The following is a 24,268-nucleotide window of genomic DNA, read 5'->3' as shown; positions in this document are numbered from 1 at the left end:
CGACGGGAGGCTCCCATGAGGGACGAGTTCACCGCCCTGCTGCTCGGCGAGGTCGGCCGCCACGAAGGCCGCGACCCCGACGGCAGCTGGAACAACCACCAGCGCTACAGCACCGAGACCCCCGGGCTCGAATGGTCCGACGGCCAACCCTGGTGCGCCACCTTCGAGGCCTGGGCCGCCCACCGGTCCGGCATGGACGGCCTCTGGCCGATGACCGCCTCCTGCCTCGCCGCCGTCGCCTGGTGGCGCGACCACGGCCGCTGGACGGAGTACCCCGTGCTCGGCGGCCCCTTCTACCTCGGCCCGGACGGCGGCGCCCACACCGGCGTCGTGGTCGCCTACGACGCCGACACCATCACCACGGTGGAGGGCAACACCAACGACAGCGGCTCCACCGAGGGCGACGGGGTCTACCGCAAGTCCCGGCCCCGGCGCGGCCCCGGTTCGCCGTACGGGTACGGGGTGCCGGCCTTCCCGGAGGGGACGGTGTCGGCGGACCCGGCGCTCGGCGGGGTGCCGGCCGCCCGGACGTCGGGGCAGGCGACCACCCCGCCGTCCGCGCCGCCGCGCTGGCCGGGGCGGTACCTGCGGGTGCGGACGCCCATGCTGCACGGCGACGACGTGCTGATGTGGCAGCGGCGGCTGGCCGCCCGGGGCTGGTCGATCAGCGCGGACGGCTGGTACGGGCCGTCCTCCGCCGGAGTCTGCCGGGCCTTCCAGCAGCGCCACGGACTCGCCGTGGACGGCGTGGTCGGCCCGGCCACCTGGGCCGCCGCCTGGTCCTGAACACGCCGGAGGGCCGCCCCGCACGAGACGGGACGGCCCTCCGGAAGGTCACTCAGCCCACACAGCGAGCAGGCTTCGCTGCGCTCAGCGCTCAGCCCACACAGCGAGCAGGCTTCGCTGCGCTCAGCGCTCGACCTCGCCGCGGATGAACTTCTCGACGTTCTCCTTGGCCTCGTCGTCGAAGTACTGCACCGGCGGGGACTTCATGAAGTACGAGGACGCGGAGAGGATCGGGCCGCCGATGCCGCGGTCCTTGGCGATCTTCGCGGCGCGCACGGCGTCGATGATGACACCGGCCGAGTTCGGGGAGTCCCAGACCTCGAGCTTGTACTCGAGGTTCAGCGGGACGTCGCCGAACGCGCGGCCCTCGAGGCGGACGTACGCCCACTTGCGGTCGTCGAGCCACGCGACGTAGTCGGACGGGCCGATGTGGACGTTCTTGGCGCCCAGCTCGCGGTCGCGGATCTGGGAGGTGACGGCCTGGGTCTTGGAGATCTTCTTGGACTCCAGGCGCTCGCGCTCGAGCATGTTCTTGAAGTCCATGTTGCCGCCGACGTTCAGCTGCATGGTGCGCTCGAGGATGACACCGCGGTCCTCGAAGAGCTTCGCCATCACGCGGTGCGTGATGGTGGCGCCGACCTGCGACTTGATGTCGTCGCCGACGATCGGGACACCGGCCTCGGTGAACTTGTCGGCCCACTCCTTGGTGCCGGCGATGAACACCGGGAGGGCGTTCACGAAGGCGACCTTGGCGTCGATGGCGCACTGGGCGTAGAACTTGGCGGCGGACTCGGAGCCGACCGGCAGGTAGCAGACGAGGACGTCGACCTGGCGGTCCTTGAGGATCTGCACGACGTCGGCCGGGGCCTCGTCGGACTCCTCGATGGTCTCGCGGTAGTACTTGCCCAGGCCGTCGAGGGTGTGGCCGCGCTGCACGGTGACGCCGGTCGGCGGCACGTCGCAGATCTTGATGGTGTTGTTCTCGCTGTTGCCGATGGCGTCGGCCAGGTCGAAGCCGACCTTCTTGGCGTCCACGTCGAACGCGGCGACGAACTCGACGTCCTTGACGTGGTAGTCGCCGAACTGGACGTGCATCAGGCCGGGGACCTTACCGGCCGGGTCGGCGTCCTTGTAGTACTCGACACCCTGCACCAGCGAGGCGGCGCAGTTGCCCACGCCGACGATGGCTACGCGAACCGAACCCATTCCGGTTGCTCCCTGAATCTCATGAGGTCCGCCGTGCTGTGGCGGCAACCTCGTTCCACATCTGTTCTGACTGTCTGATCGGGCGCACGGGGCGCCCACGCCTCGCCGCGGGCGGCGGGGCCGGCGCGGTGGTGCAGCGCTCCGCTAGGAGCGCCCCGGGCGGTCGTACGGTGGTCCGGGCGGGTCGGAGGACCCGGCGGCCGGACCACGGCCGTCCGAAGTGTGGGGGGACGCGGTGCCGCGTCCGGTGCGGGTGGCCCGCTCGGTCTCGATCAGCTCGTTGAGCCAGCGGACCTCGCGTTCCACGGACTCCAGGCCGTGGCGCTGGAGTTCGAGGGTGTAGTCGTCGAAGCGCTCGCGGGTGCGGGTGATGGAGCTGCGCATCCGCTCCAGCCGCTCCTCCAGCCGGCTGCGGCGGCCTTCCAGCACGCGCATCCGGACCGCCCGGTCGGTCTGGCCGAAGAACGCGAAGCGGACGCCGAAGTGCTCGTCCTCCCACGCCTCCGGGCCGGATTCGGCGAGCAGCTCCTCGAAGCGCTGCTTGCCCTCCGGGGAGAGCCGGTAGACGATCTTCGACCGCTTGCCGTTCAGGGCGGTCGCCGGGACGTACTCGACGTCCGGGTTGTCCTCCACCAGGAAGCCCTGGGCGACCAGGCTCTTCAGGCAGGGGTAGAGCGTTCCGTACGAGAAGGCCCGGAACGAGCCCAGCAGGACGTTGAGCCGCTTGCGCAGCTCGTAGCCGTGCATGGGCGCGTCGTGGAGCAGGCCGAGGACGGCGAATTCGAGGACGCCGGAGCGTCGGCTCATGCCGCCTTCCTCCTTCCGTGAGGGTTCCTGCTCGTCGGGCACGGGCTACCGGTCCAGCAGTGTATGCCGAACCGATGTGTCGCGCCGATGTATCGGCTCGATATATCGGCAACAGTAACCCTGGGTCACGGCAGGAGCAAGAGGGGCACGCGTAACCACGATCACAAGGCCGCTGGGCAACGGGCATGTAATGAATCCCGGTCAGTTCGTCCCGGTTGGATTCCAATGCCCGATTAGGTGGTTTTTCGGGAGCCGTACTCTTTCGCCTGTGCACCCTGACCGAGGAGCTGCGGAGAGATGAGCGAACACCGGCGCAGGTCGGCCAACCCCGGGGGCGAGCAGCAGCCACCGCGGCGGCCCGACCCCGGACGGCCGTATGCGTACGGAAGCCCGGTCGAGGGCGCACCCCAGTACGGCCGCGGCGGCCCGGGCGGGCCCGGTGGACCGGCCGGCGGGCCTCCCGGGCTGGAGCGGTCCGGCCGTCCCGGCCAGGTTCCCGGCCAGGGCGGTCGGCGGGCCGCGCGCGAGACGGCGGAGCAGCCCCGGCCGACCCGGGCGGAGATGCGCAAGCAGTCCCGCAAGGGCGGCGGCAGCGCGGGCGGGCCGCCGAACGGCCGCGGTCCCGGTGCCGGCTCCGGCCGCAACGGCAAGCCGGGCCGGAAGCGCTGGCTCGACTACCCGCGGTTCGGCAAGTCCGGGTTCCGGCGCTGGCTGCCGTCCTGGAAGCAGGTGCTGAGCCTGTTCCTGGTCTTCTTCGGCGGCAGCGTGGCGGCGGTGGGCCTGGCCTACGCGCTGGTCCAGGTGCCGGACGAGAAGGTCCCGCTGCAGATCCAGAACAACGTCTACTACTGGGCCGACGGCACCGAGATGGCCCGCACCGGCACCGAGAACCAGCAGCTGGTCGAGCTCTCGCAGATCAGCCGCCCGGCGCAGGACGCGGTCATAGCCGCCGAGAACGACACCTTCCGGACCGACTCCGGCATCGACCCCAAGGGCATCGCCCGCGCCGTCTACAAGATGGCCACCGGCGGCGAGACCCAGGGCGGCTCGACCATCACCCAGCAGTACGTCAAGAACGTCTACCTGTCGCAGGACCAGACGCTCTCCCGCAAGGCCAAGGAATTCTTCATCACCCTGAAGGTCAACGGTGAGAAGACCAAGGACCAGATCCTCACCGGCTACCTGAACACCAGCTGGTTCGGCCGCGGCGCGACCGGCATCCAGGCCGCCGCGCAGGCGTACTACGGCATCGACGCCAGCAAGGTCGACGTCTGCCAGGGCGCCATGCTGGCGGGCCTGCTGAAGGGCGCGGGCCTGTTCGACCCGAGCCTGAGCAAGGCCAACCACGAGCGCATGGTCACCCGCTGGAACTGGATCCTGGACCGGATGGTCACCACCAAGGTGCTGTCCGCCGACGACCGGGCCAAGTGCAAGGACTTCCCCGAGCCGATCGAGGTGAAGACCGCCACCAAGACCACCGGCGAGATCACGTACCTGATCCAGATGGCCAACCAGTACGTGACCAACAAGGACCCCAGCATCACCACGGCGGCCCTGGACCGCGGCGGCTACGAGATCCGCACCACCTTCCAGAAGGACAAGGTCGACGCCCTGAAGAAGGCCGTGGACGACTTCTCGGCGGCCACCCTGAAGCCGGACAGCCGGGAGAAGGACAAGTTCGTCCAGGTCGGCGCCGCCTCGGTGGTGCCCAACGACGGTGCGATCGTGGCCATCTACGGCGGCCCGGGCAGCGAGAACGGCCACTACACCAACAACGCGGACGGCTCGGTGCTGGTCGGCTCGACCTTCAAGCCCATCGTGCTGGCGGCCGCGATGGAGGACGGCGTCCTCACCAAGAACGGCCCGGACGGCAAGCCGGCCAAGATCAACACCAGTTCCCGCTACCTGGCCGACGACATGGCGCAGATCTACAAGGCCGACGGCAGCAAGGCGATCGGCGACGACGGCCAGCCGTACCACCAGAAGAACAGCGACCCGGGCAACAAGGGGTACGTGACGCTGCGGACGGCCATGCAGTGGTCGTACAACGTGCCGTTCGTGCAGCTCGGCCAGGACGTCGGCGGCGACAAGGTGGTCGCCATGGCGGAGAAGCTCGGCCTGCGCAAGCAGACCCTGGCGGGGGCCGACACGCTGACCCTCCCGCTGGGCACCTCGACGCCGAGCGCGATCCGGATGGCCTCGGTCTACTCGGTGTTCGCGGCGCACGGCCAGCAGGTCGACCCGTACTCGGTGAGCCTGCTGAAGTTCCACGGCAAGGAGCTGCCGAACTTCACCAAGCCGACCCCGAAGACCGCGCTGGACCCGGCGGTCGCCGACAACATCACCGACGCGCTGCAGAACGCGGCGAAGAACGGCACCGGCAGCAAGACCAACGAGCTGGGCTTCCCGGTGGCGGGCAAGACCGGCACCACCGACGACAGCGTCTCGGCCTGGTTCGTCGGCTACACGCCGAGCCTGGCCACCGCGGTCGGCATGTGGCGCGAGGACGTCACCCCCAAGGAGAAGCAGGCCGACGGCAGCACCAAGCCGGACGAGCGGCTCGACCTGCGGGGCGTCGGCGGCAAGCCGGAGGTGCACGGCGGTGACTACCCGGCGGACATCTTCACCCGCTACATGAAGAGCGTCGGCCCGGGCACCCCGCGCAACTTCACCGCCCCCACCCCCTGGGGCGAGGAGGTCGACTCCTCCGGGGCCCCGGCCACCGCCTCGGCCTCCGCGTCCGCCTCGGCCTCCACCTCGTCCTCGGCCACCCCGAGCGAGCAGCCGCCGTCCGAGACGGCCGACCCGTCGCCGACCGAGAGCGAGCGCCCGACCGGACGCCCGAGCGGCCGGCCGTCGAGCTCGCCCAGCGCCTCGTCGAGCTGCCTGCTCGACCTGTGCGCCAACGGCGGCACCACCAACGGCGGGACGACCAACGGCGGCACGACGAACGGCGGGACCACCAACGGCGGGACGGGCCCCTCACCGAGCTCCGGCGCCACCGGCGGGGGCGGCGGCGGCAGGAACGGCGGCACCACCGCCGGGACCACCGGCCAGTAGCGCCGCATCCCGGCGCAAACACCGCAGAGGGGCACGGATCGCGAGGGCGATCCCGTGCCCCTCTTCGATTGCGCGGAAGCGTGCGGCAGTATGTCCGCCATGACCTCCAGCCTTCGTGACGAGACCTCGCCGCCCGGCCCCGCGCAGGCCGACGGTCCGCTGCCCAACACCGTGGTGGTGCCCGCGGACGAGGACCCGGTCGCGGAGGCGGGCAGCGAGCTGTTCGGCGGCCCGCCCGGCCGCCGGGCGCTGCTCGGAGTGTCCTGGTGGACGCCGGCCAAGTTCCTCGCGCTGGCGGTGATCGCGGTCTACGTGCTGGGCCTGTTCCAGAAGGCCCCGTGCTACGCCGACGGCTGGTTCCACGGCGCCACCACCCAGTACACCAAGGCCTGCTACAGCGACATCCCGCACCTGTTCTCCGGCCGCGGCTTTGCCGACGGGCTGACGCCCTACCTGGACCCGATCCCGCAGGGCTCGCCGGACATGCAGTACCTGGAGTACCCGGTGCTGACCGGGCTGTTCATGCAGGTCGCGGCGTGGCTGACCACCCACAGCGGCGACCTGATGAGCCGTGAGCAGTGGTTCTGGATGGTCAACGCCGGAATGCTGATGATCTGCGCCGTGGTCGCGGTGGTCGCCACCTCCCGCGCCCAGCGCCGCCGCCCGTGGGACGCGCTGCTGTTCGCCCTGGCCCCGGCCCTGGCGCTGAACGCCACCATCAACTGGGACCTGCTGGCGGTGGCCCTGGCCGCCGTGGCGATGGCCTACTGGTCCGGCTCCCGGCCGGTCTGGGCGGGCGTGTTCATCGGTCTGGCGACCGCCGCCAAGCTCTACCCGGTGCTGCTGCTCGGCCCGCTGCTGGTGCTCTGCCTGCGGACCGGCAAGTGGAAGGAGTTCGGCCAGGCCTTCGGCGGTGCGGTCGGCGCCTGGCTGGTGGTCAACCTGCCGATCATGATGGCCAACTGGAAGGGCTGGCTGACCTTCTACAGCTTCAGCCAGACCCGCAAGGAGGACTACGGCTCCTTCTGGCTGATCCTGATGCAGGGCGTCCGGGACGGGAAGAACCTGGAGACCCTGAACACCTGGATCGCCGTTCTGCTGGTGCTCAGCTGCCTGGCCGTCGGCTGGCTGGCGATCAGCGCCCCGCGCCGCCCGCGCTTCGCCCAGCTGGCCTTCCTGGTGGTGGCGGCCTTCATCCTGACCAACAAGGTCTACTCGCCGCAGTACGTGCTCTGGCTGATCCCGCTGGCCGCGCTGGCCCGGCCGCGCTGGCGCGACTTCCTGATCTGGCAGGCCTGCGAGGTGCTGTACTTCCTCGGCGTCTGGTCGTACCTGGCCTACAACGGCGACGCCAAGCACCACGGCATCGACCAGGAGTGGTACCACTTCGCCGTCGCCCTGCACCTGGTCGGCACCCTGTACATCTGCTACGTGGTGGTCCGCGACATCCTCCACCCCGAGCACGACCCGGTCCGCTGGGACGGCAGCGACGACCCCTCCGGCGGCGTGCTGGACGGCGCCCCGGACCGGTTCGTCCTCGGCTCCGCCCGGGCCCTGCGCGAGCAGGAGACGTACGCCGCGTACGCCCCGCGCGAGGACTGGCTGAGCAAGGAGCCGCTGGACGGCGACGGCGACGGGGACGAGGACGGGACCGCCGGGGCGGAGGCCGCGCCGGGCACCGGCTTCGGCACCGCGCCGGAGCCCGCCAAGTAGCCGCGCCGCGCACGGAGAAGCGGGAGGGGCCCGTCCACCGGACGGGCCCCTCCCGCTGTTCCCCTCCGGGTGCGGCCTAGCGCTCGACCACCCGGTCGAAGTGGGTGGTGGTGTGGCGGACGGTCAGGGTCAGCTCGTCGCCGATCGCGGGCGGCTTCAGCTCGCCGGGCAGGAACAGGATCGACACCTGCATGTGCGGCGGCTCGGCGAACCACAGCTGCTTGCCCTGCCAGGAGTACGGCGAGAGCGTCCGGTTGACGGTGGCCAGGCCGGCCCGGGCCAGGCCCTTGGCCCGGGGCAGCACCCCGTGCACGTACTTGGGCGCCTCCAGGCCGACGCCGTGCGCGGTGCCGCCGGTGGCGACCAGCAGGTGGCCCTCGGCAGGGGCCTTGTGCTGCCGGTAGCCGTAGCGCTCGCCGCGGGCGACCGGGGTGACGTCCAGGACGGTGGCGCGGGAGGACAGCGCCTCCACCTCGCCGAGCCACAGCCGGGTGCCGATCCGGGAGCGGAACCCGGTGCCGGGGTGCCGTTCGGCCAGCCGCAGCCCGTCCTTGGCGGACAGGTGGCTGAGGTAGACGGTGCCGGTGGGCAGCCCGGCCTCGCCGATCGCCCGGACCAGCCGGTCCACCTCGTCCACCGGGTCGCTCCCGTCCGGCCGGTCCAGCGGCAGGTGCAGCGCGAAGCCCTCCACGGTCAGGTGGCGCACCGGCAGCCCGGGCAGCTCGCCGACCGCGACGCCGTGCCGCCGCATCGAGGTCATGCACTCGATGACGACCCGGCTCCCGGCGGGCAGCGCGGCCAGCGCCTCGGCGTGCGCGACGGTGCGCACCACCCGGCCCGCGGGCAGCTCCACCTCGGGCTCGCCGGCCCGGTAGGGGGTGAGCACCAGCAGGTCGCCGGGGAAGTCGCCGGCCACCGCCGCCGCCTCGTCGGTGGTGCCGACCGCCAGCATCGGGACGCCCAGCCGGGCGGCCTCGGCGGCCAGCCGGGCGTTGCCGAAGCCGTAGCCGTTGCCCTTGGCGACCGGGACCAGGCCGGCGAACTCGGCCAGCAGTCCGCGCTGGTGCGCCCGCCAGCGGCCGGTGTCCACGTACATCGTCAAGGTCATGCCGTTCTCCCCGGTCTCCCCATCGTCTTCCTCAGGTGGCTCAGCGGCGCGACATGTAGAGGTCGAGCGCCTTGTGCAGCAGCTTGTTGAGCGGGAAGTCCCACTCGCCGAGGTACTCCGCGGCCTGGCCGCCGGTGCCGACCTTGAACTGGATCAGCCCGAACAGGTGGTCGTCCTCGTCCAGGGTGTCGCTGATCCCGCGCAGGTCGTAGACGCTCGCGCCGAGCGCGTAGGAGTCCCGGATCATCCGCCACTGGACCGCGTTGGACGGCTTGACCTCGCGCTTGTGGTTGGCGGAGGCGCCGTAGGAGTACCAGACGTGCTCGCCGACCACCAGCATCGTGGTGGCGGCCAGCGGCTCGCCGTCGTGGTAGGCGACGTACAGCCGCATCCGGTTCGGGTCCTCGGCGTTGAGCGCCTTCCACATCCGCTGGAAGTAGGACAGCGGCCGGGGCGTGAAGCGGTCGCGCTCGGCGGTGACCACGTACAGCTTGTGGAAGACCGCGAGGTCCTCGAAGCCGCCCTGGACCACCTCGACGCCGCTCTTCTCGGCCTTCTTGATGTTGCGCCGCCACAGCTGGTTGAAGCCGCGCTGCACGTCGTCCAGCGAGCGGCCGCCCAGCGGCACCTGGAACACGTACCGGGGCTGGACGTCGCCGAAGCCGGCGCCGCCGTCCTCGCCCTGCAGCCAGCCGGAGCGGCGCAGCCGCTCGGCGGTCTCCAGGGCGCGGGGCTCGCTGAAGTCGGGGTCGACGTCGCGCAGCCGCTTGGCCTGCTTGCCCGCGATGGCGTCCTTGATGGTGGTGGCCTCCCAGCGGCGGACCACCACCGGCGGGCCCATCTTCACGGTGAAGGCGCCCTGTGCCTTCAGGTGGGCCAGCATCGGCTTGAGCCAGCGGTCGAGGTCCTGGTCGAACCAGTCGATCACCGGGCCCTCCGGCAGGTACGCCAGGTACCGCTTCACCTTGGGCAGCTGGCGGTAGAGGACCAGCCCGGCGCCGACGACCTCGCCGGAGGCGTCGAACCAGCCCAGGCTCTCCGCGCGCCACTCCGCCTTCACGTCCCCCCAGGAGGGCACCTGCATGTGGCTGGCGGAGGGCCGGCTCCGGATGAAGTCCAGGTGTTCCTCGCGCGTGATCGTCCGCAGTCGCAGGCTCATGCCGCGTGCTCCTCCTCGTCGGATCTACCCATGGTGACCCTATCGCCCGAATGGTCCGATTCGACCGGGAACCGACCCGACATGATGATGCCCCCCCGTGCGCACCCGCTGGTACAGGTACTACGCCGGGAGGGCATCGGAGGTTGCGCGGCAACGGGCAGGTTCACCCCGCTCCGCGCCCGGGCGTCACCACACGCCCCCGAACAGGCCGCCGTGGGCGACCCCGAGGAAGAGCCCGAACGCGGCGGCGCCGGTGCCGATGACGACCGCGAACCGCTCGGCCGTGGTCGCCGAGACGAACAGTCCGATCAGGCCGGTGATCACGCCGATCAGGCCGGTCCACGAGGTCAGGATGTGCAGGTTGTGGAAGAACGAGGTGACGAAGGCGATCGCGCCGAGCAGCACGGTCACGCCGACCAGGGCGTTCTCCCGGGGGTGCGGGTGTCCGTCGGTGTTGAGGGTGAACTGCGGCCGGTGGTTCTGCGGCCTGGGTACGGCCTGTGCCATGGGACCCACCTCCTGGGGGAGGGAACGTTCGTTCTGTCCAGGTTGCGGCCGATGTGACCGAAGTGACAACCCCGGTGGACAACTGTTTTGTCCGCCGGTCGGCTCACCCGGTAGGCTGGCCCCTCTGCACATGGTGTAGGGGCGTGCCCGCATGCCCCGGAGCACCGGTGCCGACGCGCACAACCCTCCTGCCACGGAAATGCCGTGGCCGTTGAGTCCAAAGGAGGTGGGTTACACATGCGTCACTACGAGGTGATGGTCATCCTCGACCCCTCGGTCGAGGAGCGCGCTGTCTCCCCCCTGATCGAGAGCTTCCTCAACGTCGTCCGCACCAGCGGCGGCAAGGTTGAGAAGGTCGACACCTGGGGCCGTCGTCGCCTGGCGTACGAGATCAACAAGCAGTCCGAGGGCATCTACTCGGTCATCGACCTCAAGGCCACGCCCGAGGTCGTCAAGGAGCTCGACCGCCAGTTCAGCCTGAGCGAGTCGGTTCTGCGGACCAAGGTCCTGCGCCCGGACACCCACTGAGCCCACTTCCGGCGGTGACGCCGGAGGGCTCGCGTCCGGTGTTCCACGTGGAACACCGCTGACGAGCACCGCAGAACTCCTTTCCGAGAGGTCATCACCACATGGCAGGCGAGACCGTCATCACCCTCGTCGGCAACCTCGTCGACGACCCCGAGCTGCGCTTCACCCCGTCGGGTGCCGCGGTGGCCAAGTTCCGCATCGCGTCCACCCCGCGCACCTTCGACCGCCAGACCAACGAGTGGAAGGACGGCGAGAGCCTCTTCCTCACGTGCAACGTCTGGCGTCAGCCGGCGGAGAACGTGGCCGAGTCGCTGCAGCGCGGCATGCGCGTGATCGTGCAGGGCCGACTGCGCCAGCGGTCTTACGAGACCAAGGAAGGCGAGAAGCGGACGGTCTTCGAGGTCGAGGTCGATGAGGTCGGCCCGAGCCTGCGCTCGGCGACCGCCAAGGTCACCCGCGCCAACCGGACCGGTGGTCCGGGCGGTGGCGGCGGCGGCTTCGGTGGCGGCCAGCAGGGTGGCGGCGGCTACGGCGGCGGCGGCAACCAGGGCGGCGGTGGCTGGGGTGGCAACTCCGGCGGCGGCAGCCAGGGCCCGTCCGACGACCCGTGGGCGTCCAGCGCCCCCTCGTCCAACCAGGGCGGCGGCGGCTGGGGTGGCAACTCCGGCGGCGGCTACTCGGAAGAACCCCCGTTCTAAGCGGTGCTTGGCCGGGCCACTGGCCCGGCAACGCTGACAGATCTCGTACTTAACGGAGCACACAATGGCGAAGCCGCCTGCTCGCAAGCCGAAGAAGAAGGTTTGCGTCTTCTGCAAGGACAAGGCCACGTACGTGGACTACAAGGACACGAACCTGCTGCGGAAGTTCATCTCCGACCGCGGCAAGATCCGTGCCCGCCGGGTCACCGGCAACTGCACCCAGCACCAGCGTGACGTCGCCACGGCCGTGAAGAACAGCCGTGAGATGGCCCTGCTGCCCTACACCTCCACCACGCGCTAAGAGAGGGTGACCGAAGAATGAAGATCATCCTCACTCACGAGGTCCCCGGTCTCGGCAGCGCCGGTGAGGTCGTCGAGGTCAAGGACGGCTACGCCCGCAACTTCCTGGTCCCGCGCGGCTTCGCCATCCGCTGGACCAAGGGCGGTCAGAAGGACGTCGACGCCATCCGTCGCGCCCGGAAGATCCACGCCATCCAGACCCTCGAGGCCGCCAACGAGGTCAAGGCCAAGCTGGAGGGTCTCCAGGTCAAGCTGGCCGTCCGCTCCGGCGAGGCCGGCCGCCTGTTCGGCTCGGTGACCCAGGCCGACGTCGTGGAGGCCATCAAGGCCGCCAGCGGCCCGTCCGTGGACAAGCGCGCCGTCGCGATCGCCTCGCCGATCAAGACCGTGGGCAGCCACAAGGTCTCGGTCAAGCTGCACGCCGACGTCCAGGCCAACCTCGACGTCAACGTCGTCGCCGCCTGAGCGCAGTCGTCACGCAGTCCGGAAGGGCCGGACCCCGTCACGGGGTCCGGCCCTTCCGGCCGTTCCGGGCCTGCTGCTCCGGCCGTTCCGGGGCTTTCCCGGGCCCTCCGGCCGTTCCGGGGCCCGTTCAGCCGCGGACGGCGCCGGTGACCATCCAGTGGCCGGTGCGCACCCGGCCGACCAGGAACGCGGCCCGGGTCAGCATGAACAGGTTCATCGCCCACCACAGCCCGGCCAGCCCCAGGCCCAGCGCGGGCACCGCCAGCGCCGCCGGGACGAACGCCAACAGGGTGGCCAGCATCGCCCGGGCCAGGTAGCGGCCGTCGCCCGCGCCCATCAGCACGCCGTCCAGCACGAACACCAGCCCGCCCACCGGCTGGGTCAGCGCGGCCAGTAGCAGGGCGGCGGACAGCTGGTGCTGCACGGCCGGGTCGGAGCTGAACAGCGGGACGTACAGCGGCCGGCCCAGCACCATCAGCAGCCCGAACAGCACGCCCGCGCCGAGGCCCCACTCGACCATCCGCCGGGTCGCCGCCCGGGTGCCGGGCAGGTCGCCCGCGCCCAGGTAGCGGCCGATGATCGCCTGCCCGGCGATGGCCACCGCGTCCAGCGCGAAGGCCACGAAGGACCAGACGGTCATGGTGATCTGATGGGCCGCCACCTCGGCGTCGCCCAGGTTGGCGGCCACCGCGGTGGCCAGCAGCAGCACCGCGCGCAGGCTCAGGGTGCGCACCAGCAGCGGGCCGCCGGCCCGGGCCGAGGCGCGGATGCCCGCGGTGTCCGGCCGCAGGGCCGCGCCCTCCCGGCGGGCGCCGCGGACCACCACCGCGACGTACACCGCGGCCATCGCGTTCTGGGCGATCACGGTGCCCCAGGCGGAGCCGGCCACGCCGAGCCCCGCGCCGTACACCAGGCCCAGGTTGAGCAGCAGGTTGGCGGTGAAGCCGCCGATCGCCACCAGCAGCGGGGTGCGGGTGTCCTGGAAGCCGCGCAGCACGCCGGTGGCGGCCAGCACCAGCAGCATCGCGGGCACCCCGAGCGCGCTGATCCGCAGGTAGGTGACGGCGTACGGGGCGGCGGTGGCGGAGGCGCCGAGCAGCCGGGCGGCCTGCGGGGCGAGCAGCAGGGTGAGCACCACCAGGCCGGCCGAGAGCAGCAGCGCCAGCCAGATCCCGTCGACGCCCTGCTGGACGGCGGCCCGCCGGTCGCCGGCCCCGATCCGGCGGGCCACCGCGGCGGTGGTGGCGTACGCGAGGAAGGCGAACACCCCGACGACGGTGGTGAGCGCGGCGGAGGCGACGCCCAGGCCGGCGAGCTGGGAGGTGCCGAGGTGGCCGACGATCGCGGAGTCGGCCATCAGGAACAGCGGTTCGGCGACCAGGGCGCCGAAGGCCGGGACGGCCAGGGCGAGGATCTCCCGGTCGTGGCGGCGGCGTTCGGCGGCGGCGGGGGACCTGACGGGCATGGGCCCAGCCTACTCATCCACAGGTAAGAGGTGAAGAGGCTTTTGAACTCTTACCGCCCTGTGGACGGCCGGTGTGTCGAACACCTCTTCGGGGGCGCGCCTGGTCGTGTGAAGAATTTCTCATGCACAGGCTAAGTGGGGAGTAGTCGCAGGTCAGCGAGTTGACATCGGGACGATAGGATGGTTATCCACAGGGTTGTGCACAGCTTTGGCCGGGTTCTCCACAGGCTGTGGGCAGTTATCCACACGCCCTGTGGATAACATCCCGGCGCGTCGGCCCTCCGCAGCCCCCCGCGGACCCGCCCCGACGGCCGTTCAGCACCGACCCGCGCGGGGCGGGTTCTGTCGGCTCGGTACCGTAAGAAGGACAGGCGCGGAGGACGGTACGCCACCGGACAGGCCCGCACCAACTCGCACGCTCGCTGATCGGGGAACACGCGTGACCGGCCCCCAGTACGACGACCACGACGCCCCGCCGCCCCCGGAGGACGACTGGCAGCCGTCCGACGACGCCTTCCCGCTCGACGCCTTCCCCGACGTCCCGGGCGACCGCCTGCCGGTCTCCCGCCGCTCCAACGGCCAGTCCGGTAGTTCCGGCGGCCGCGACGGCGGGCGCGAGGGCGGGCGTGACGGCGGCTCCGGCGGGCGCGAGGGCGGCTCCGGCGGGGGCTTCCAGCGGCGCGACGGCGGCAAGGGCGGCGACCGCTTCTCCGGCAAGGGCGAGCGCCGCGACCGGGACGGCGAGCGCGAGGGGGGCTTCGGCGGCGAGGGCTTCGAACGCGTCCCGCCGCAGGACCTGGCGGCCGAGCAGTCCGTGCTCGGCGGCATGCTGCTCTCCAAGGACGCCATCGCGGACGTCGTCGAGGTGCTCAAGCCCGCCGACTACTACCGCCCCGCCCACGAGCTGATCCACGGCGCGATCCTCGACCTCTACGCCCGCGGCGAGCCCGCCGACCCGATCACCGTGGCCGGTGAGCTCACCAAGCGCGGCGAGCTCACCCGGGTCGGCGGCGCCTCCTACCTGCACACCCTGGTCAACTCCGTCCCCACCGCGGCCAACGCCGAGTACTACGCCGAGATCGTCCACGAGCGCGCCGTCCTGCGCCGCCTGGTCGAGGCCGGCACCCGGATCGCCGGCATGGGCTACGCCGCCGAGGGCGACGTCGACGACATCGTCAACGCCGCCCAGGCCGAGATCTACGCCGTCACCGAGCAGCGCACCAACGAGGACTACGCGCCGCTCGCCGACATCATGGAGGGCGCCCTCGACGAGATCGAGGCGATCGGCTCCCGCTCCGGCCAGATGTCCGGCGTCCCCACCGGCTTCGCCGACTTCGACCAGCTCACCAACGGCCTCCACCCCGGCCAGATGATCGTCATCGCGGCCCGCCCGGCCATGGGCAAGTCGACCCTCGCACTGGACTTCGCCCGGGCCTGCTCGATCCACAACAACCTGCCGAGCGTGATCTTCTCGCTCGAAATGGGCCGCAACGAGATCGCCATGCGCCTGCTGTCGGCGGAGGCGCGGGTGGCGCTGCACCACATGCGGTCGGGGAACATGACCGACGACGACTGGACGCGGGTGGCCCGGCGGATGCCGGAGGTGAGCGCGGCGCCGCTGTACATCGACGACTCGCCGAACCTGTCGATGATGGAGATCCGGGCCAAGTGCCGGCGGCTCAAGCAGCGCAACGACCTGCGGCTGGTGGTGATCGACTACCTGCAGCTGATGCAGTCCGGCGGTTCGCGGCGGGCGGAGAGCCGGCAGCAGGAGGTCTCGGACATGTCCCGGAACCTGAAGCTGCTGGCCAAGGAGCTGGAGATCCCGGTGATCGCGCTCTCCCAGCTGAACCGAGGCCCCGAGCAGCGCACCGACAAGAAGCCGATGGTCTCCGACCTGCGCGAGTCCGGCTCGATCGAGCAGGACGCCGACATGGTCATCCTGCTGCACCGCGAGGACGCCTACGAGAAGGAGTCCCCCCGCGCGGGCGAGGCCGACCTGATCGTGGCCAAGCACCGCAACGGCCCGACCGCGACCATCACGGTGGCCTTCCAGGGCCACTACTCGCGCTTCGTCGACATGACTCGGGACGTGACCTGACCCGACCTCCGGGTTCTCGCGTTGCGCGGCGGCGGCCCGTGGCCGGTGCCGCCATCGCGGGGGGAGATGCCCGGGCGGGCCGTCCGTTCGGTGTGGGTGGGGGGATTTGAACCCCCAGCCTGTCGCCTTCATCGAGAGGCGGCTGCTCTGGACCGGTTGAGCTACACCCACGAGGCCCGGTGGGCCGTGCCGTCGATTCTGGGCCACGGACGGCCCGTCGGGCACCGGGTTTTGCGGCGCGGTCAGAACCAGTGCAGGCAGTGCGGCTCGCGGTCGGCGCGGAACAGGGCGTCGGCGCGGGCCGGGACGGCGGGGTGGTGGGCGCGGAGGTGGCCGGCGCGGACCAGGGTGCTGGGGGTGGTGCCGCCGAGCAGGATCGAGCCGAGGTCGCTGACGTCGAGGGAGAGGTCGGGGTCGCGGTCGGTGGGGACGCAGGTGGCCTCGCCGCCGCGGACGGTCAGCAGGTGGCGGTGGTGCTCGCCGAGGAAGGGGTCGTCGACGTCGAGGACCAGCGTGCCGTCGGTGCTCCAGCCGCGGGCGGTGAGCGCGCCGGGGACGTCCAGCACCCGGGCCCAGAGCCAGTCGGTGTGCTTGCCGGGCTGGGCGGCGTTGTGGTCGACCAGCTGCCAGGGCAGCGGGCTGTCCGGCGGGACGTGCCGGAGGACCACCTCCTGGACGAGGTCGTGGCCGAGCAGGTAGCGGACGAGCGCGGTGTGCGCGGCGTCGGTGACGGCGACGGTCTCGTCGACGACCAGGCTGCGCCCGTCCTCGATCGCGTAGCTGGCGTACCCGTCGGGCGTGCCGTCGGCGTCCCGGTGCAGGGCGATGTAGCGGGGCTCGGGGGCGATCGGCGGCCGGCCGGCGGCGCGGGCCCACCAGCGGTGCGGGCGGGAGACGGAGCCGGGGCGGGTGCGCCGGTAGCGGTCGTAGACCTGCTCCAGCAGGTCCACCGCCCGTTCGCGGCGCAGCAGTTCGACCGTGCCGTCCGGTTCGGCACCGGCCCGGGGCGGGGTGAGCGTGGCGCGGTGCCGGGGCACGGTCAGGCTGCGGGTGTAGGTGGCGGGGCCGTAGCCGAAGCGCCGGTAGATCACCGACTCGGAGGCGAGCAGCACGGACAGCACCTCGCCGCGCCCGCGCAGCTCGGCGAGCTGACGGCGCATCATCGCGGTGAGCACGCCCCGCCGCCGGTGCGAGGGCAGCACGCCGACGGCCGTCACCCCGGAGACCGGGACGATCCGCCCGCCGGGGAGGGTGAGTTCGAAGGTGTACGCCCCGGCGGTGCCGATCGCCCGGCCGTCGGCGTCCCGGGCGAGCAGGCCGCGCTCCGGCTCGAACGCCGACCACCAGACGCCGGTGCCGTCCTCGCCGGGCGGGTCGGGGAGCAGCGCGAACGCGGCGTGCACGGTCTCCACGAAGAGCTGGTGGTCCTGCTCGCCGCTGGGCCTGATGTCGATCACTGCCGCCGCCTCCGGGGTCGCCGTCTCGTCCGTCCGGCCCAGTGCAGCCGCCTGACGCGCGCACGGTCAAGCGATGAGGCGGCGCCGGGCGGTCGGATAGGGTCGGCCGCCATGGACGAGGAGCTGGAGCTGTACCCGCTGCCGGACGAAGTGCTGGCGCTGCTGGGCGAGTTGGAGGCGCCGCCGCGGCTGGTGGCGCACCTGCGGCTGGTGCACGACGTGGCGGTGCGGCTGGTGGACTGGACGGCCGAGCGCTGCCCGGAGCTGGTCCTCGACCGGGCCGCGGTGCTGTTCGGGGCGGCCACCCACGACATCGGGAAGGCGGTGCACCGCTCGGAGCTGTCCGGCCCCGGCTCGGCGCACGAGCCGGCCGGGCGGGAGCTGCTGCTGGCCGCCGGCGTGGAGCCCCGGCTGGCCCGGTTCGCGGCCGGGCACGCCGACTGGGGCCCGTCCTCCGGCCCCGAGGACCTGCTGGTCAGCCTGGCCGACAAGGTGTGGAAGGACAAGCGGGTGCCGGAGCTGGAGGACCTGCTGGTCGACGCCCTGGTGCGGGCGGGCGGCGGCGAGCGCTGGTCCTGGTTCCTGGCCCTGGACGAGCTGCTCACCGCCGTCGGCGCGGCCGCCGGGGCGCGCCTGGCCCACCAGGCGCGCCACCCCCTCTAGTCGAGCGTGACGGTGCTGCGGAAGACGGTCGCCCCCGGGCCGGTGAGCACCGTCTCGGCGCCGTCCGCGGGCAGGAACGCGGACTCGCCCCGGTGGAGCGTCAGGGTGCGTCCGCCGGAGGTGAGTTCGACCGTTCCGGCGGTGCACAGCAGGATCTGCGGGGCGTGGCCGGGCAGGGTGGCGGGGCGGTCGGCGAGGTCGTAGCGGGAGAGCCGGAACTCGTCGATCGGCACCGGGTAGAGCCGCTCGCCGTCCGGGCCGGCCTCGGGGCGCAGGACCTCGGGCCGGCCGCCCTCGAACCGGACCACCTTGAGCAGTTCGGGGACGTCCACGTGCTTGGGGGTGAAGCCGCAGCGCAGCACGTTGTCGGAGTTGGCCATGATCTCCACGCCGGTGCCGCGCAGGTACGCGTGCGGGAGGCCGGCGCCCAGGTAGAGCGCCTCGCCGGGCTGCAGCCGGACGTAGTTGAACAGCAGCGCGGCGATCAGCCCGGGGTCGCCGGGGCACTCGGCGGCGGCGAAGGCGTACCCGGCCAGCGCGCCGGTCGGGTCGGCGGGGGCGGCGTCGGTGACGGCGCGGGCGACGGCCGCCACGGTCTCCCGGCCCTCGGCGTCGGTCATGCCCAGCGCTACGGCCAGCGCCCCGGCCAGCGCCTCCGGCTCGGGCTTGGTGCGCAGCAGGTCGATCAGCGGGTCCAGCCCGGGGACGCCGAGCGAGGCCATCAGGTCGGCCGCCCCGGCGGGGTGGCGGAAGCCGCACAGGCCCTCGAACTCGCTGAGCGCGCAGATCAGTTCGGGCTTGTGGTTGTCGTCCTTGTAGTTGCGGTGCGGCGCGTCCAGCGGGACGCCCCGGGCCTCCTCGTCGGCGTACCCGGCCCGGGCCTGCTCGCGGGTCGGGTGGGCCTGCAGGGACAGCGGCAGCGCGGCGGCCAGCACCTTGACCAGGAACGGCAGCGTCGGCCCGAACCGCTCGACGGACGCGGCGCCCAGCTCGGCGACCGGGTCGGCGGCGATCACCTCGTCCAGCGCGACCGGGCCGTCCGCGCGCTCGATCCGGGACGGCGCGCCCGGGTGGGCGCCCATCCACAGCTCGGCCTGGGGCACCCCGGTGGCGGGCCGTCCGAGCAGCTCGGGGATGGCGGTCGCCGAACCCCAGGCGTAGTCGCGGACGGTGTTGTCGAGCCGGTCCATCAAGTGCTCCCAGATTGCGTGCGTGCGGAGGTGCCCGGTGCCCGGGGACCCTCGACAATAGTCGACGCCTCCGGCGCCCCGAGGGGTTGCGGTGATCACCCTCCTGGGCGTGCCCACCCGGCGGTACGGGGGCCCTCCGGCCAGGCTGGACGGGTAACGGGGCCGTCCTCGGCCCGCCGCACCGACCCGGGGAGCAGCCGTGACCGCGTCACCGACCGACGAGAGCGCCCGCGGCCGCGCGCCGGCCCCCCGCCCGCTGGAGGTCGAGGTCTTCACCGGCCCGGAGAGCGCGTTCTTCGCCACCTCCAGCCTGGTGATGGGCGAGCGCACGGCGATCCTGGTCGACGCCCAGCTGACCCGCAGCGCCGGGCGCGAGCTCGCCGAGTGGACCGCCGCCAAGGGCCGCGAGCTGCTGGCGATCGTGGTCAGCCACCGGCACCCCGACCACTACTTCGGCGCGGAGGAGGTGCTGCGGCTGTTCCCGGCCGCGCAACTGGTGGCCGCGCCCTCGGTGGTCGAGGGGATCGGGCGGACCGCCGCGGCGGAGGTCGCCGCGTGGAAGCCGGTGTACGGCGACGACGTCCCCGACCGGCCGCTGCTGCCCGCGCCGCTGCTCCCGCAGCCGCTGATGATCGACGGCCAGCTGATCCGGGTCCTCCAGCTCGGGCAGGGCGACACCGCGGGCTCCACCATCACCCACCTGCCGGGCACCCGCACCGTGATCGCGGGCGACTTCGTCTACAACGGCACCCACGTCCGGACGTCCGACACCGACCCGGACGCCCGCGGCCGATGGTCGCGCAACCTGGGCCTGATCTCCGACCTCGGCGCGGACCGGGTGATCGCCGGGCACCGCGCCCCCGGCATGGACGACGACGCGCACCGGGTGCTCGCCTTCACCGCCGGCTACCTGCGCGACTTCGACGAGGCGCTGCACGACCACCCCGAGGACCCGGAGGCGCTCACCGCCGCGATGAACGAGCGCTACGGCGGCCTGACCCTGCCGGCCATCCTGGAGCACGGCGCGGCGGCGAACACCGCCCGCCGGGAGATCCCGAGCACGGACGACGGGACCGACCGGGCCGGAGCGGCGCAGGCCGTCGACGGCGAGCGGTGATACTGCCGGTGTGACGGAGCATGTGACGGAGCGGGCGGTGGAGCGGGCCGTGGAGCACGCGGCGGGGCGCGGGCACGACGCGGTGGTGGTGGCCGGCGGCGCCGGGCGTCGGCTCGGCGGGGTGGACAAGCCGGCCCTGACGGTCGGCGGCCGACCGCTGCTGGACCGGGTGCTGGCGGCCTGCGCGGACGCCCGCGAGGTGCTGGTGGTCGGACCCGAGCGGCCCACCGAGCGGGCCGGGGCCCGCTGGCTGCGCGAGGACCCGCCGGGCGGCGGCCCGCTCGCGGCGGTGGCCGCCGCGCTGCCCGCGGTGTCCGCGCCGCGGGTCCTGCTGCTCGCCGCGGACCTGCCGTTCCTGGACGCCGGGACGGTGCGGCGGCTGCTGGCCGCCCTCGACGACCCCGCCCGGGACGGTGCCCTGCTGACCGACGCCACCGGCCGCGACCAGCCGTTGGCCGCCGCCTACCGCACCACCGCCCTGCGCGCCGCGCTCGCCGCCCTCGGCGACCCCGCCGACCGCCCCCTGCGCCACCTGCTCGCCGATCTCCGGCTGGCCCGGCTGCCCGACCCGGCCGACGCCTCCTTCGACTGCGACACCTGGACCGACCTCGCCGAGGCCCGCGACCGGGAGGCGGGACCGGGGGCTCGGTAGCAACCACCGGGGCGCGGGGAACGGCGGGAGGCGAAACCGGGGGCTCGGGGAACGGCGAGGCCGTGGCTGCCAGCGGTGCACTGCCGTTGCGCGCGACTGCTCCGGGTTCTGTTCGCCTGGCCCGAAGCAGCACGGACCGTCGGCGGACTCCGGTCGGCAGCAGCATCGACCCGCCGTTCCCCGGGCCCGCGTCCTCACGGCCGTGCGGCGCGGGCGGTGAGCGAAACGAAGCGCTGCGCTCACGGGGGAAGCGGTCCCCGGGGCACCGGATCGGGCAGCATGGGCGTCATGGAGCGCACATTGGACGAGTGGATGGCCGCGGCCGCTGCCGAACTGGGCCTGGACCTGGCGGTGGACGTCCGCGGGCTGCTGGACATGACCCGGGTGGTCGCGCACGGCGTCGAGCGCCCGGCGGCGCCGCTCACCGCGTTCCTGGTCGGCTACGCGGCGGCCGCGCGCGGCGGCGGCGCGGCGGCGGTGGCCGAGGCGAACGCGAAGGTGACGGCGCTGGCCGAGCGCTGGGCGGCCGGGACCGACGGTCCGCCGGGCGGACGGACGGTGAGCCGGGCGGCGGCGGGCGTGGCGGGCGAGGTCGGGGCGGACTCCGTCGCCGCGATGCTGCGCGGGTGCCCGTGGCCGGCGGCCCGGCACGCGGCGCGGTCGGCGGTCCGGCCGCTGCCCGCGGAGCGGTGGGCCTGGCGGCGGCGGCCGGGCGGACGCTGGCGGAGCCGCTGGCGGCGCTCACCGACCTGCCGGCCTTCGACACCTCGGCGATGGACGGCTGGGCGGTGGCCGGCCCGGGCCCGTGGCGGATGGCCGGCCGGGTGCTGGCGGGCCAGGACTGCGGGCCGCTGGCGGACGGCGCGGCGGTGGAGATCGCCACCGGCGCCCAGCTGCCGCCCGGCGCCACCGGGGTGCTCCGGCGCGAGCACGGCGTGCTCACCGAACGTCCGGACGGCGCGGCGCAGTTGCGCGGCGAGGTGGTGCCCGGGCAGGACGTCCGGCCGCGCGGCCAGGAGTGCGGCCGGGGCGAGGAACTGCTGCCCGCGGGGCTGCCGGTGACGCCCGCGGTCCTCGGCCTGGCCGCCGCCGCCGGGCACGACCGGCTGGCCGTGCACCGCCGACCGACCGTCGAACTGCTGGTTTTGGGCGACGAGTTGCTGGTGGCGGGGCTGCCCGGCCCGGGCCGGGTGCGGGACGCGCTGGGCCCGCTGCTGCCGCCGTGGCTGGCCGGGGCGGGGGCCGAACTGCTCGGCAGCCGCCACGTCCGGGACGACTTCGGGCTGCTGCGGGACGCGATCCGGCACTCGCCCGCGGACCTGGTGCTGACCACCGGCGGGACGGCCGCCGGGCCGGTGGACTTCCTGCACGCCGCGTTGGCGGCGGTCGGTGCCCGCCCGCTGGTGGACGGGGTGGCGGTGCGGCCCGGGCACCCGATGCTGCTGGCGGCGCTGCCCGGCGGCCGCCACCTGGTGGGCCTGCCCGGCAACCCGCTGGCCGCGGTGGCGGGGGCCGTCACGCTGGCGCTCCCGCTGCTGCACGCGCTGTCCGGCCGGGCGCTTCCGGCGGCCGGGCCCGCCGAACCGCTGGCCGCCGCGCTGCCCGGGCACCCCGTCGACACCCGGCTGCACCCGGTGCGCCGGAGCGCCGCCGGGCTGGTCCCGCTGCCGCACGACGGCCCGGCGATGCTGCGCGGCCTGGCCCGGGCCGAGGCGCTGGCGGTCGTCCCGCCCGGCGGCCTGGCGGCGGGGGAGTACGCCGAGGTGCTGGCGCTGCCGACGTCCTGAGGCCCGGCCGCGATGTTCCACGTGGAACGGCGGGGGGCGAAACCAGGGGCTCGATGAGAACGGCGGGAGGCGAAACCGGGGGCTCGGGGAACGGCGAGGCCGGGGCTGCTGGCGGTGCACTGCCGTTGCGCGCGTCGGCTTCTGGTTCCTGTTACGGCACGCAGCAGCACGGACACTTCGATGGGCTCCGGCCGTCAGCAGCACGGCCCCGCCGTTCCCCGGGCCCCTGAAGGGGCCACTGCGCAGCACGGCCCCGCCGTTCCCCGGGCCCCTGGTGTGCTCTCCCGAGCCGATCAGTGGGTGATCGGGGTGCCCGGCTTGATGACGATCAGGCGGTCGGTGAGTTGCAGGGCCGCCGCCTCCGGCTCGGTGTAGTTGAGCACCCGGCGGCCGCGCACCACCGCCACCACCAGGTCGTCCAGCTCGCGCGGGCTGCGTCCGGCCTCGGCCTTGGTGACCGGGCGCTCGGCGACGTCCAGGCCGTTGCCGTAGGTCAGCAGGTCCTCCATCACCGAGCCCGCGTTCGGGCTGAGCATCGACATGCCCAGCAGCCGGCCCGCCGAGCTGGACGAGGTGACCACCACGTCCGCGCCGCTCTGCCGCAGCAGCGGGGCGTTCTCGTCCTCGCGGACGGCGGCGACCACGGTGGCGCCCTTGTTCAGTTGGCGGGCGGTCAGGGTGATCAGCGCGGCGGTGTCGTCGCGCTGGGGTGCGACCACCACCTGGGCGGCGCGGGGCAGTTCGGCCCGGATCAGGGTCGCGGCCCGGGTGGCGTCGCCGAGCACGCCGACCAGCCCGTCGTGGGTGGCCTGGTCGATGGCCTTGGCCTGCGGGTCGACCACCACGATCGAGTCCTTCGGGACGCCCTGGCCGAGCAGGGTGTCCACGGCGCTGCGGCCCTTGGTGCCGTAGCCGATGACGACGGTGTGGTCCCGCACGGTCTGCCTCCAGCGTTCGATCCGCCACTGCAGGCGGGTGCGTTCGGTCAGCACTTCGAGGGTCGTGCCGACCAGGATGATCAGGAAGAGCACGCGCAGCGGGGTGATCACGAAGATGTTCACCAGCCGCGCGGTGTCGCTCACCGGGGTGATGTCGCCGTACCCGGTGGTGGAGAGGGTGACGGTGGCGTAGTAGGCCGAGTCGAGGAGGCTGACCGAGGAGTCCGCGTTGTCGTTGTAGCCCGCGTGGTCCGCGTACACGATCAGCGTGGTGGCCACCAGCACGCCCAGCGCCAGCAGCAGCCGGCGGGCGACCTGGCGCGTCGGCGGGCGGGTCGGCCGGGACGGCAGGGCGATCCGCCGGGTGGGGTCGGTGGTGTCGGTACCCGGGTCCCGGAAGCGACTGAGTGTCAGACGGGACGGCCGGGCACCCGGGTCGTGGGGCGGGTTGGAATTCGGCACAGGGACAAGGATGGAGGGTGCGGACGCCGCCGGGTGACGCCGGGGCCGGAGTGTCGCCACCCTGTCGCCCCGGCCCGGCGGGCCCTGACGGACTGTCCG

19 protein-coding genes and 3 pseudogenes are annotated in these 24,268 nt (G+C 73.1%); 12 read left to right on the top strand and 10 right to left on the bottom strand.

All coding sequences use genetic code 11. From position 1 onward, the window contains the following. Positions 1 to 15: 15 nt before the first annotated feature. The gene (locus HUT16_RS37415; protein WP_217712080.1) at positions 16 to 786 is read left to right on the top strand and encodes a peptidoglycan-binding protein; all 771 of its coding nucleotides are present in this window, start codon (positions 16 to 18) and stop codon (positions 784 to 786) included. A 123-nt stretch (positions 787 to 909) separates the two neighbouring features. On the opposite strand, the gene HUT16_RS18265 is transcribed toward HUT16_RS37415, so the two are convergent. Together HUT16_RS18265 and HUT16_RS18260 are read right to left on the bottom strand one after the other, a co-directional pair. Continuing rightward, positions 910 to 1,992 carry an inositol-3-phosphate synthase gene (locus HUT16_RS18265; RefSeq protein ID WP_176189220.1) on the bottom strand — a complete coding sequence of 361 codons (1,083 nt, stop codon included), beginning with the start codon at positions 1,990 to 1,992 and terminating at the stop codon, positions 910 to 912. 144 nt (positions 1,993 to 2,136) lie between these two features. After that, on the bottom strand, positions 2,137 to 2,799 hold the full coding sequence (locus tag HUT16_RS18260) for a PadR family transcriptional regulator (protein WP_176189219.1): 663 nt from the start codon (positions 2,797 to 2,799) through the stop codon (positions 2,137 to 2,139). A gap of 561 nt (positions 2,800 to 3,360) precedes the next feature. Here HUT16_RS18260 and HUT16_RS18255 point away from each other — a divergent pair. Both HUT16_RS18255 and HUT16_RS18250 read left to right on the top strand, forming a co-directional pair. After that, positions 3,361 to 5,859, top strand: a complete 2,499-nt coding sequence (locus HUT16_RS18255; protein ID WP_254897857.1) for a transglycosylase domain-containing protein — start codon at positions 3,361 to 3,363, stop codon at positions 5,857 to 5,859. Positions 5,860 to 5,958: 99 nt separating this feature from the next. After that, complete coding sequence (locus HUT16_RS18250; RefSeq protein ID WP_254897856.1) at positions 5,959 to 7,572, top strand: glycosyltransferase family 87 protein; 1,614 nt, start codon at positions 5,959 to 5,961, stop codon at positions 7,570 to 7,572. A gap of 76 nt (positions 7,573 to 7,648) precedes the next feature. On the opposite strand, the gene HUT16_RS18245 is transcribed toward HUT16_RS18250, so the two are convergent. The 3 genes from HUT16_RS18245 to HUT16_RS18235 all read right to left on the bottom strand — a co-directional run bounded on the left by HUT16_RS18245 (position 7,649) and on the right by HUT16_RS18235 (position 10,346). Next, positions 7,649 to 8,680, bottom strand: a complete 1,032-nt coding sequence (locus tag HUT16_RS18245) for an alanine racemase (protein WP_176189218.1) — start codon at positions 8,678 to 8,680, stop codon at positions 7,649 to 7,651. Positions 8,681 to 8,720: 40 nt separating this feature from the next. Then, complete coding sequence (locus tag HUT16_RS18240) at positions 8,721 to 9,839, bottom strand: peptidoglycan bridge formation glycyltransferase FemA/FemB family protein (RefSeq protein ID WP_176189217.1); 1,119 nt, start codon at positions 9,837 to 9,839, stop codon at positions 8,721 to 8,723. A gap of 186 nt (positions 9,840 to 10,025) precedes the next feature. Then, the gene (locus tag HUT16_RS18235) at positions 10,026 to 10,346 is read right to left on the bottom strand and encodes a hypothetical protein (RefSeq protein WP_176189216.1); all 321 of its coding nucleotides are present in this window, start codon (positions 10,344 to 10,346) and stop codon (positions 10,026 to 10,028) included. A gap of 237 nt (positions 10,347 to 10,583) precedes the next feature. Between HUT16_RS18235 and rpsF the strand changes: the two genes are divergently transcribed. From rpsF to rplI, 4 genes are all read left to right on the top strand, one after another. Beyond that, entirely contained in the window at positions 10,584 to 10,874 is a 291-nt protein-coding gene (gene rpsF / locus HUT16_RS18230) for a 30S ribosomal protein S6 (RefSeq protein WP_030457607.1), read from the top strand. Positions 10,875 to 10,975: 101 nt separating this feature from the next. Continuing rightward, positions 10,976 to 11,572 (top strand): single-stranded DNA-binding protein, encoded by a 597-nt coding sequence (locus HUT16_RS18225; protein ID WP_176189215.1) that lies wholly within the window; start codon positions 10,976 to 10,978, stop codon positions 11,570 to 11,572. Between the two features lie 64 nt (positions 11,573 to 11,636). Next, positions 11,637 to 11,873 (top strand): 30S ribosomal protein S18, encoded by a 237-nt coding sequence (gene rpsR / locus HUT16_RS18220; protein ID WP_030457605.1) that lies wholly within the window; start codon positions 11,637 to 11,639, stop codon positions 11,871 to 11,873. Positions 11,874 to 11,890: 17 nt separating this feature from the next. Beyond that, the gene (gene rplI / locus HUT16_RS18215) at positions 11,891 to 12,337 is read left to right on the top strand and encodes a 50S ribosomal protein L9 (RefSeq protein WP_176189214.1); all 447 of its coding nucleotides are present in this window, start codon (positions 11,891 to 11,893) and stop codon (positions 12,335 to 12,337) included. Between the two features lie 127 nt (positions 12,338 to 12,464). On the opposite strand, the gene HUT16_RS18210 is transcribed toward rplI, so the two are convergent. Then, positions 12,465 to 13,802 carry an MATE family efflux transporter gene (locus HUT16_RS18210; RefSeq protein WP_176189213.1) on the bottom strand — a complete coding sequence of 446 codons (1,338 nt, stop codon included), beginning with the start codon at positions 13,800 to 13,802 and terminating at the stop codon, positions 12,465 to 12,467. 439 nt (positions 13,803 to 14,241) lie between these two features. Here HUT16_RS18210 and dnaB point away from each other — a divergent pair, with 439 nt between their 5' ends. After that, positions 14,242 to 15,903: a replicative DNA helicase gene (dnaB, locus tag HUT16_RS18205; RefSeq protein WP_176189212.1), complete on the top strand. Its 1,662-nt coding sequence runs from the start codon at positions 14,242 to 14,244 to the stop codon at positions 15,901 to 15,903. A gap of 91 nt (positions 15,904 to 15,994) precedes the next feature. Here the strand turns inward: dnaB and HUT16_RS18200 are convergent. Beyond that, positions 15,995 to 16,074 (bottom strand): annotated as a pseudogene (locus HUT16_RS18200). Positions 16,075 to 16,145: 71 nt separating this feature from the next. Next, positions 16,146 to 17,357: a GNAT family N-acetyltransferase gene (locus HUT16_RS18195; protein WP_176192734.1), complete on the bottom strand. Its 1,212-nt coding sequence runs from the start codon at positions 17,355 to 17,357 to the stop codon at positions 16,146 to 16,148. A 114-nt stretch (positions 17,358 to 17,471) separates the two neighbouring features. Here HUT16_RS18195 and HUT16_RS18190 point away from each other — a divergent pair, with 114 nt between their 5' ends. Beyond that, a complete protein-coding gene (locus HUT16_RS18190) occupies positions 17,472 to 18,023 on the top strand; it encodes an HD domain-containing protein (protein ID WP_176189211.1) in 552 nt (183 codons plus the stop codon). Here the strand turns inward: HUT16_RS18190 and manA are convergent. Beyond that, the gene (gene manA / locus HUT16_RS18185; RefSeq protein ID WP_176189210.1) at positions 18,020 to 19,213 is read right to left on the bottom strand and encodes a mannose-6-phosphate isomerase, class I; all 1,194 of its coding nucleotides are present in this window, start codon (positions 19,211 to 19,213) and stop codon (positions 18,020 to 18,022) included. The genes HUT16_RS18190 and manA overlap by 4 nt on opposite strands. 199 nt (positions 19,214 to 19,412) lie before the next feature. Here manA and HUT16_RS18180 point away from each other — a divergent pair, with 199 nt between their 5' ends. From HUT16_RS18180 to HUT16_RS18170, 3 genes and pseudogenes are all read left to right on the top strand, one after another. Further along, positions 19,413 to 20,330: an MBL fold metallo-hydrolase gene (locus HUT16_RS18180; RefSeq protein WP_176189209.1), complete on the top strand. Its 918-nt coding sequence runs from the start codon at positions 19,413 to 19,415 to the stop codon at positions 20,328 to 20,330. 49 nt (positions 20,331 to 20,379) lie between these two features. Then, positions 20,380 to 20,958 (top strand): annotated as a pseudogene (locus tag HUT16_RS18175) (molybdenum cofactor guanylyltransferase); the annotation flags it as partial. Between the two features lie 86 nt (positions 20,959 to 21,044). Continuing rightward, positions 21,045 to 22,769: pseudogene (locus HUT16_RS18170) on the top strand (DUF6457 domain-containing protein); the annotation flags it as partial. A gap of 293 nt (positions 22,770 to 23,062) precedes the next feature. Here HUT16_RS18170 and HUT16_RS18165 read toward each other — a convergent pair. Continuing rightward, positions 23,063 to 24,169, bottom strand: a complete 1,107-nt coding sequence (locus HUT16_RS18165) for a TrkA family potassium uptake protein (RefSeq protein ID WP_176189208.1) — start codon at positions 24,167 to 24,169, stop codon at positions 23,063 to 23,065. Positions 24,170 to 24,268: the final 99 nt, after the last annotated feature.

This window comes from Kitasatospora sp. NA04385, from assembly GCF_013364235.1.
GTDB lineage: Bacteria > Actinomycetota > Actinomycetes > Streptomycetales > Streptomycetaceae > Kitasatospora.
Note: the sequence above shows the minus strand (reverse complement) of the source record. Positions and strands in the feature narration are given on the sequence as shown.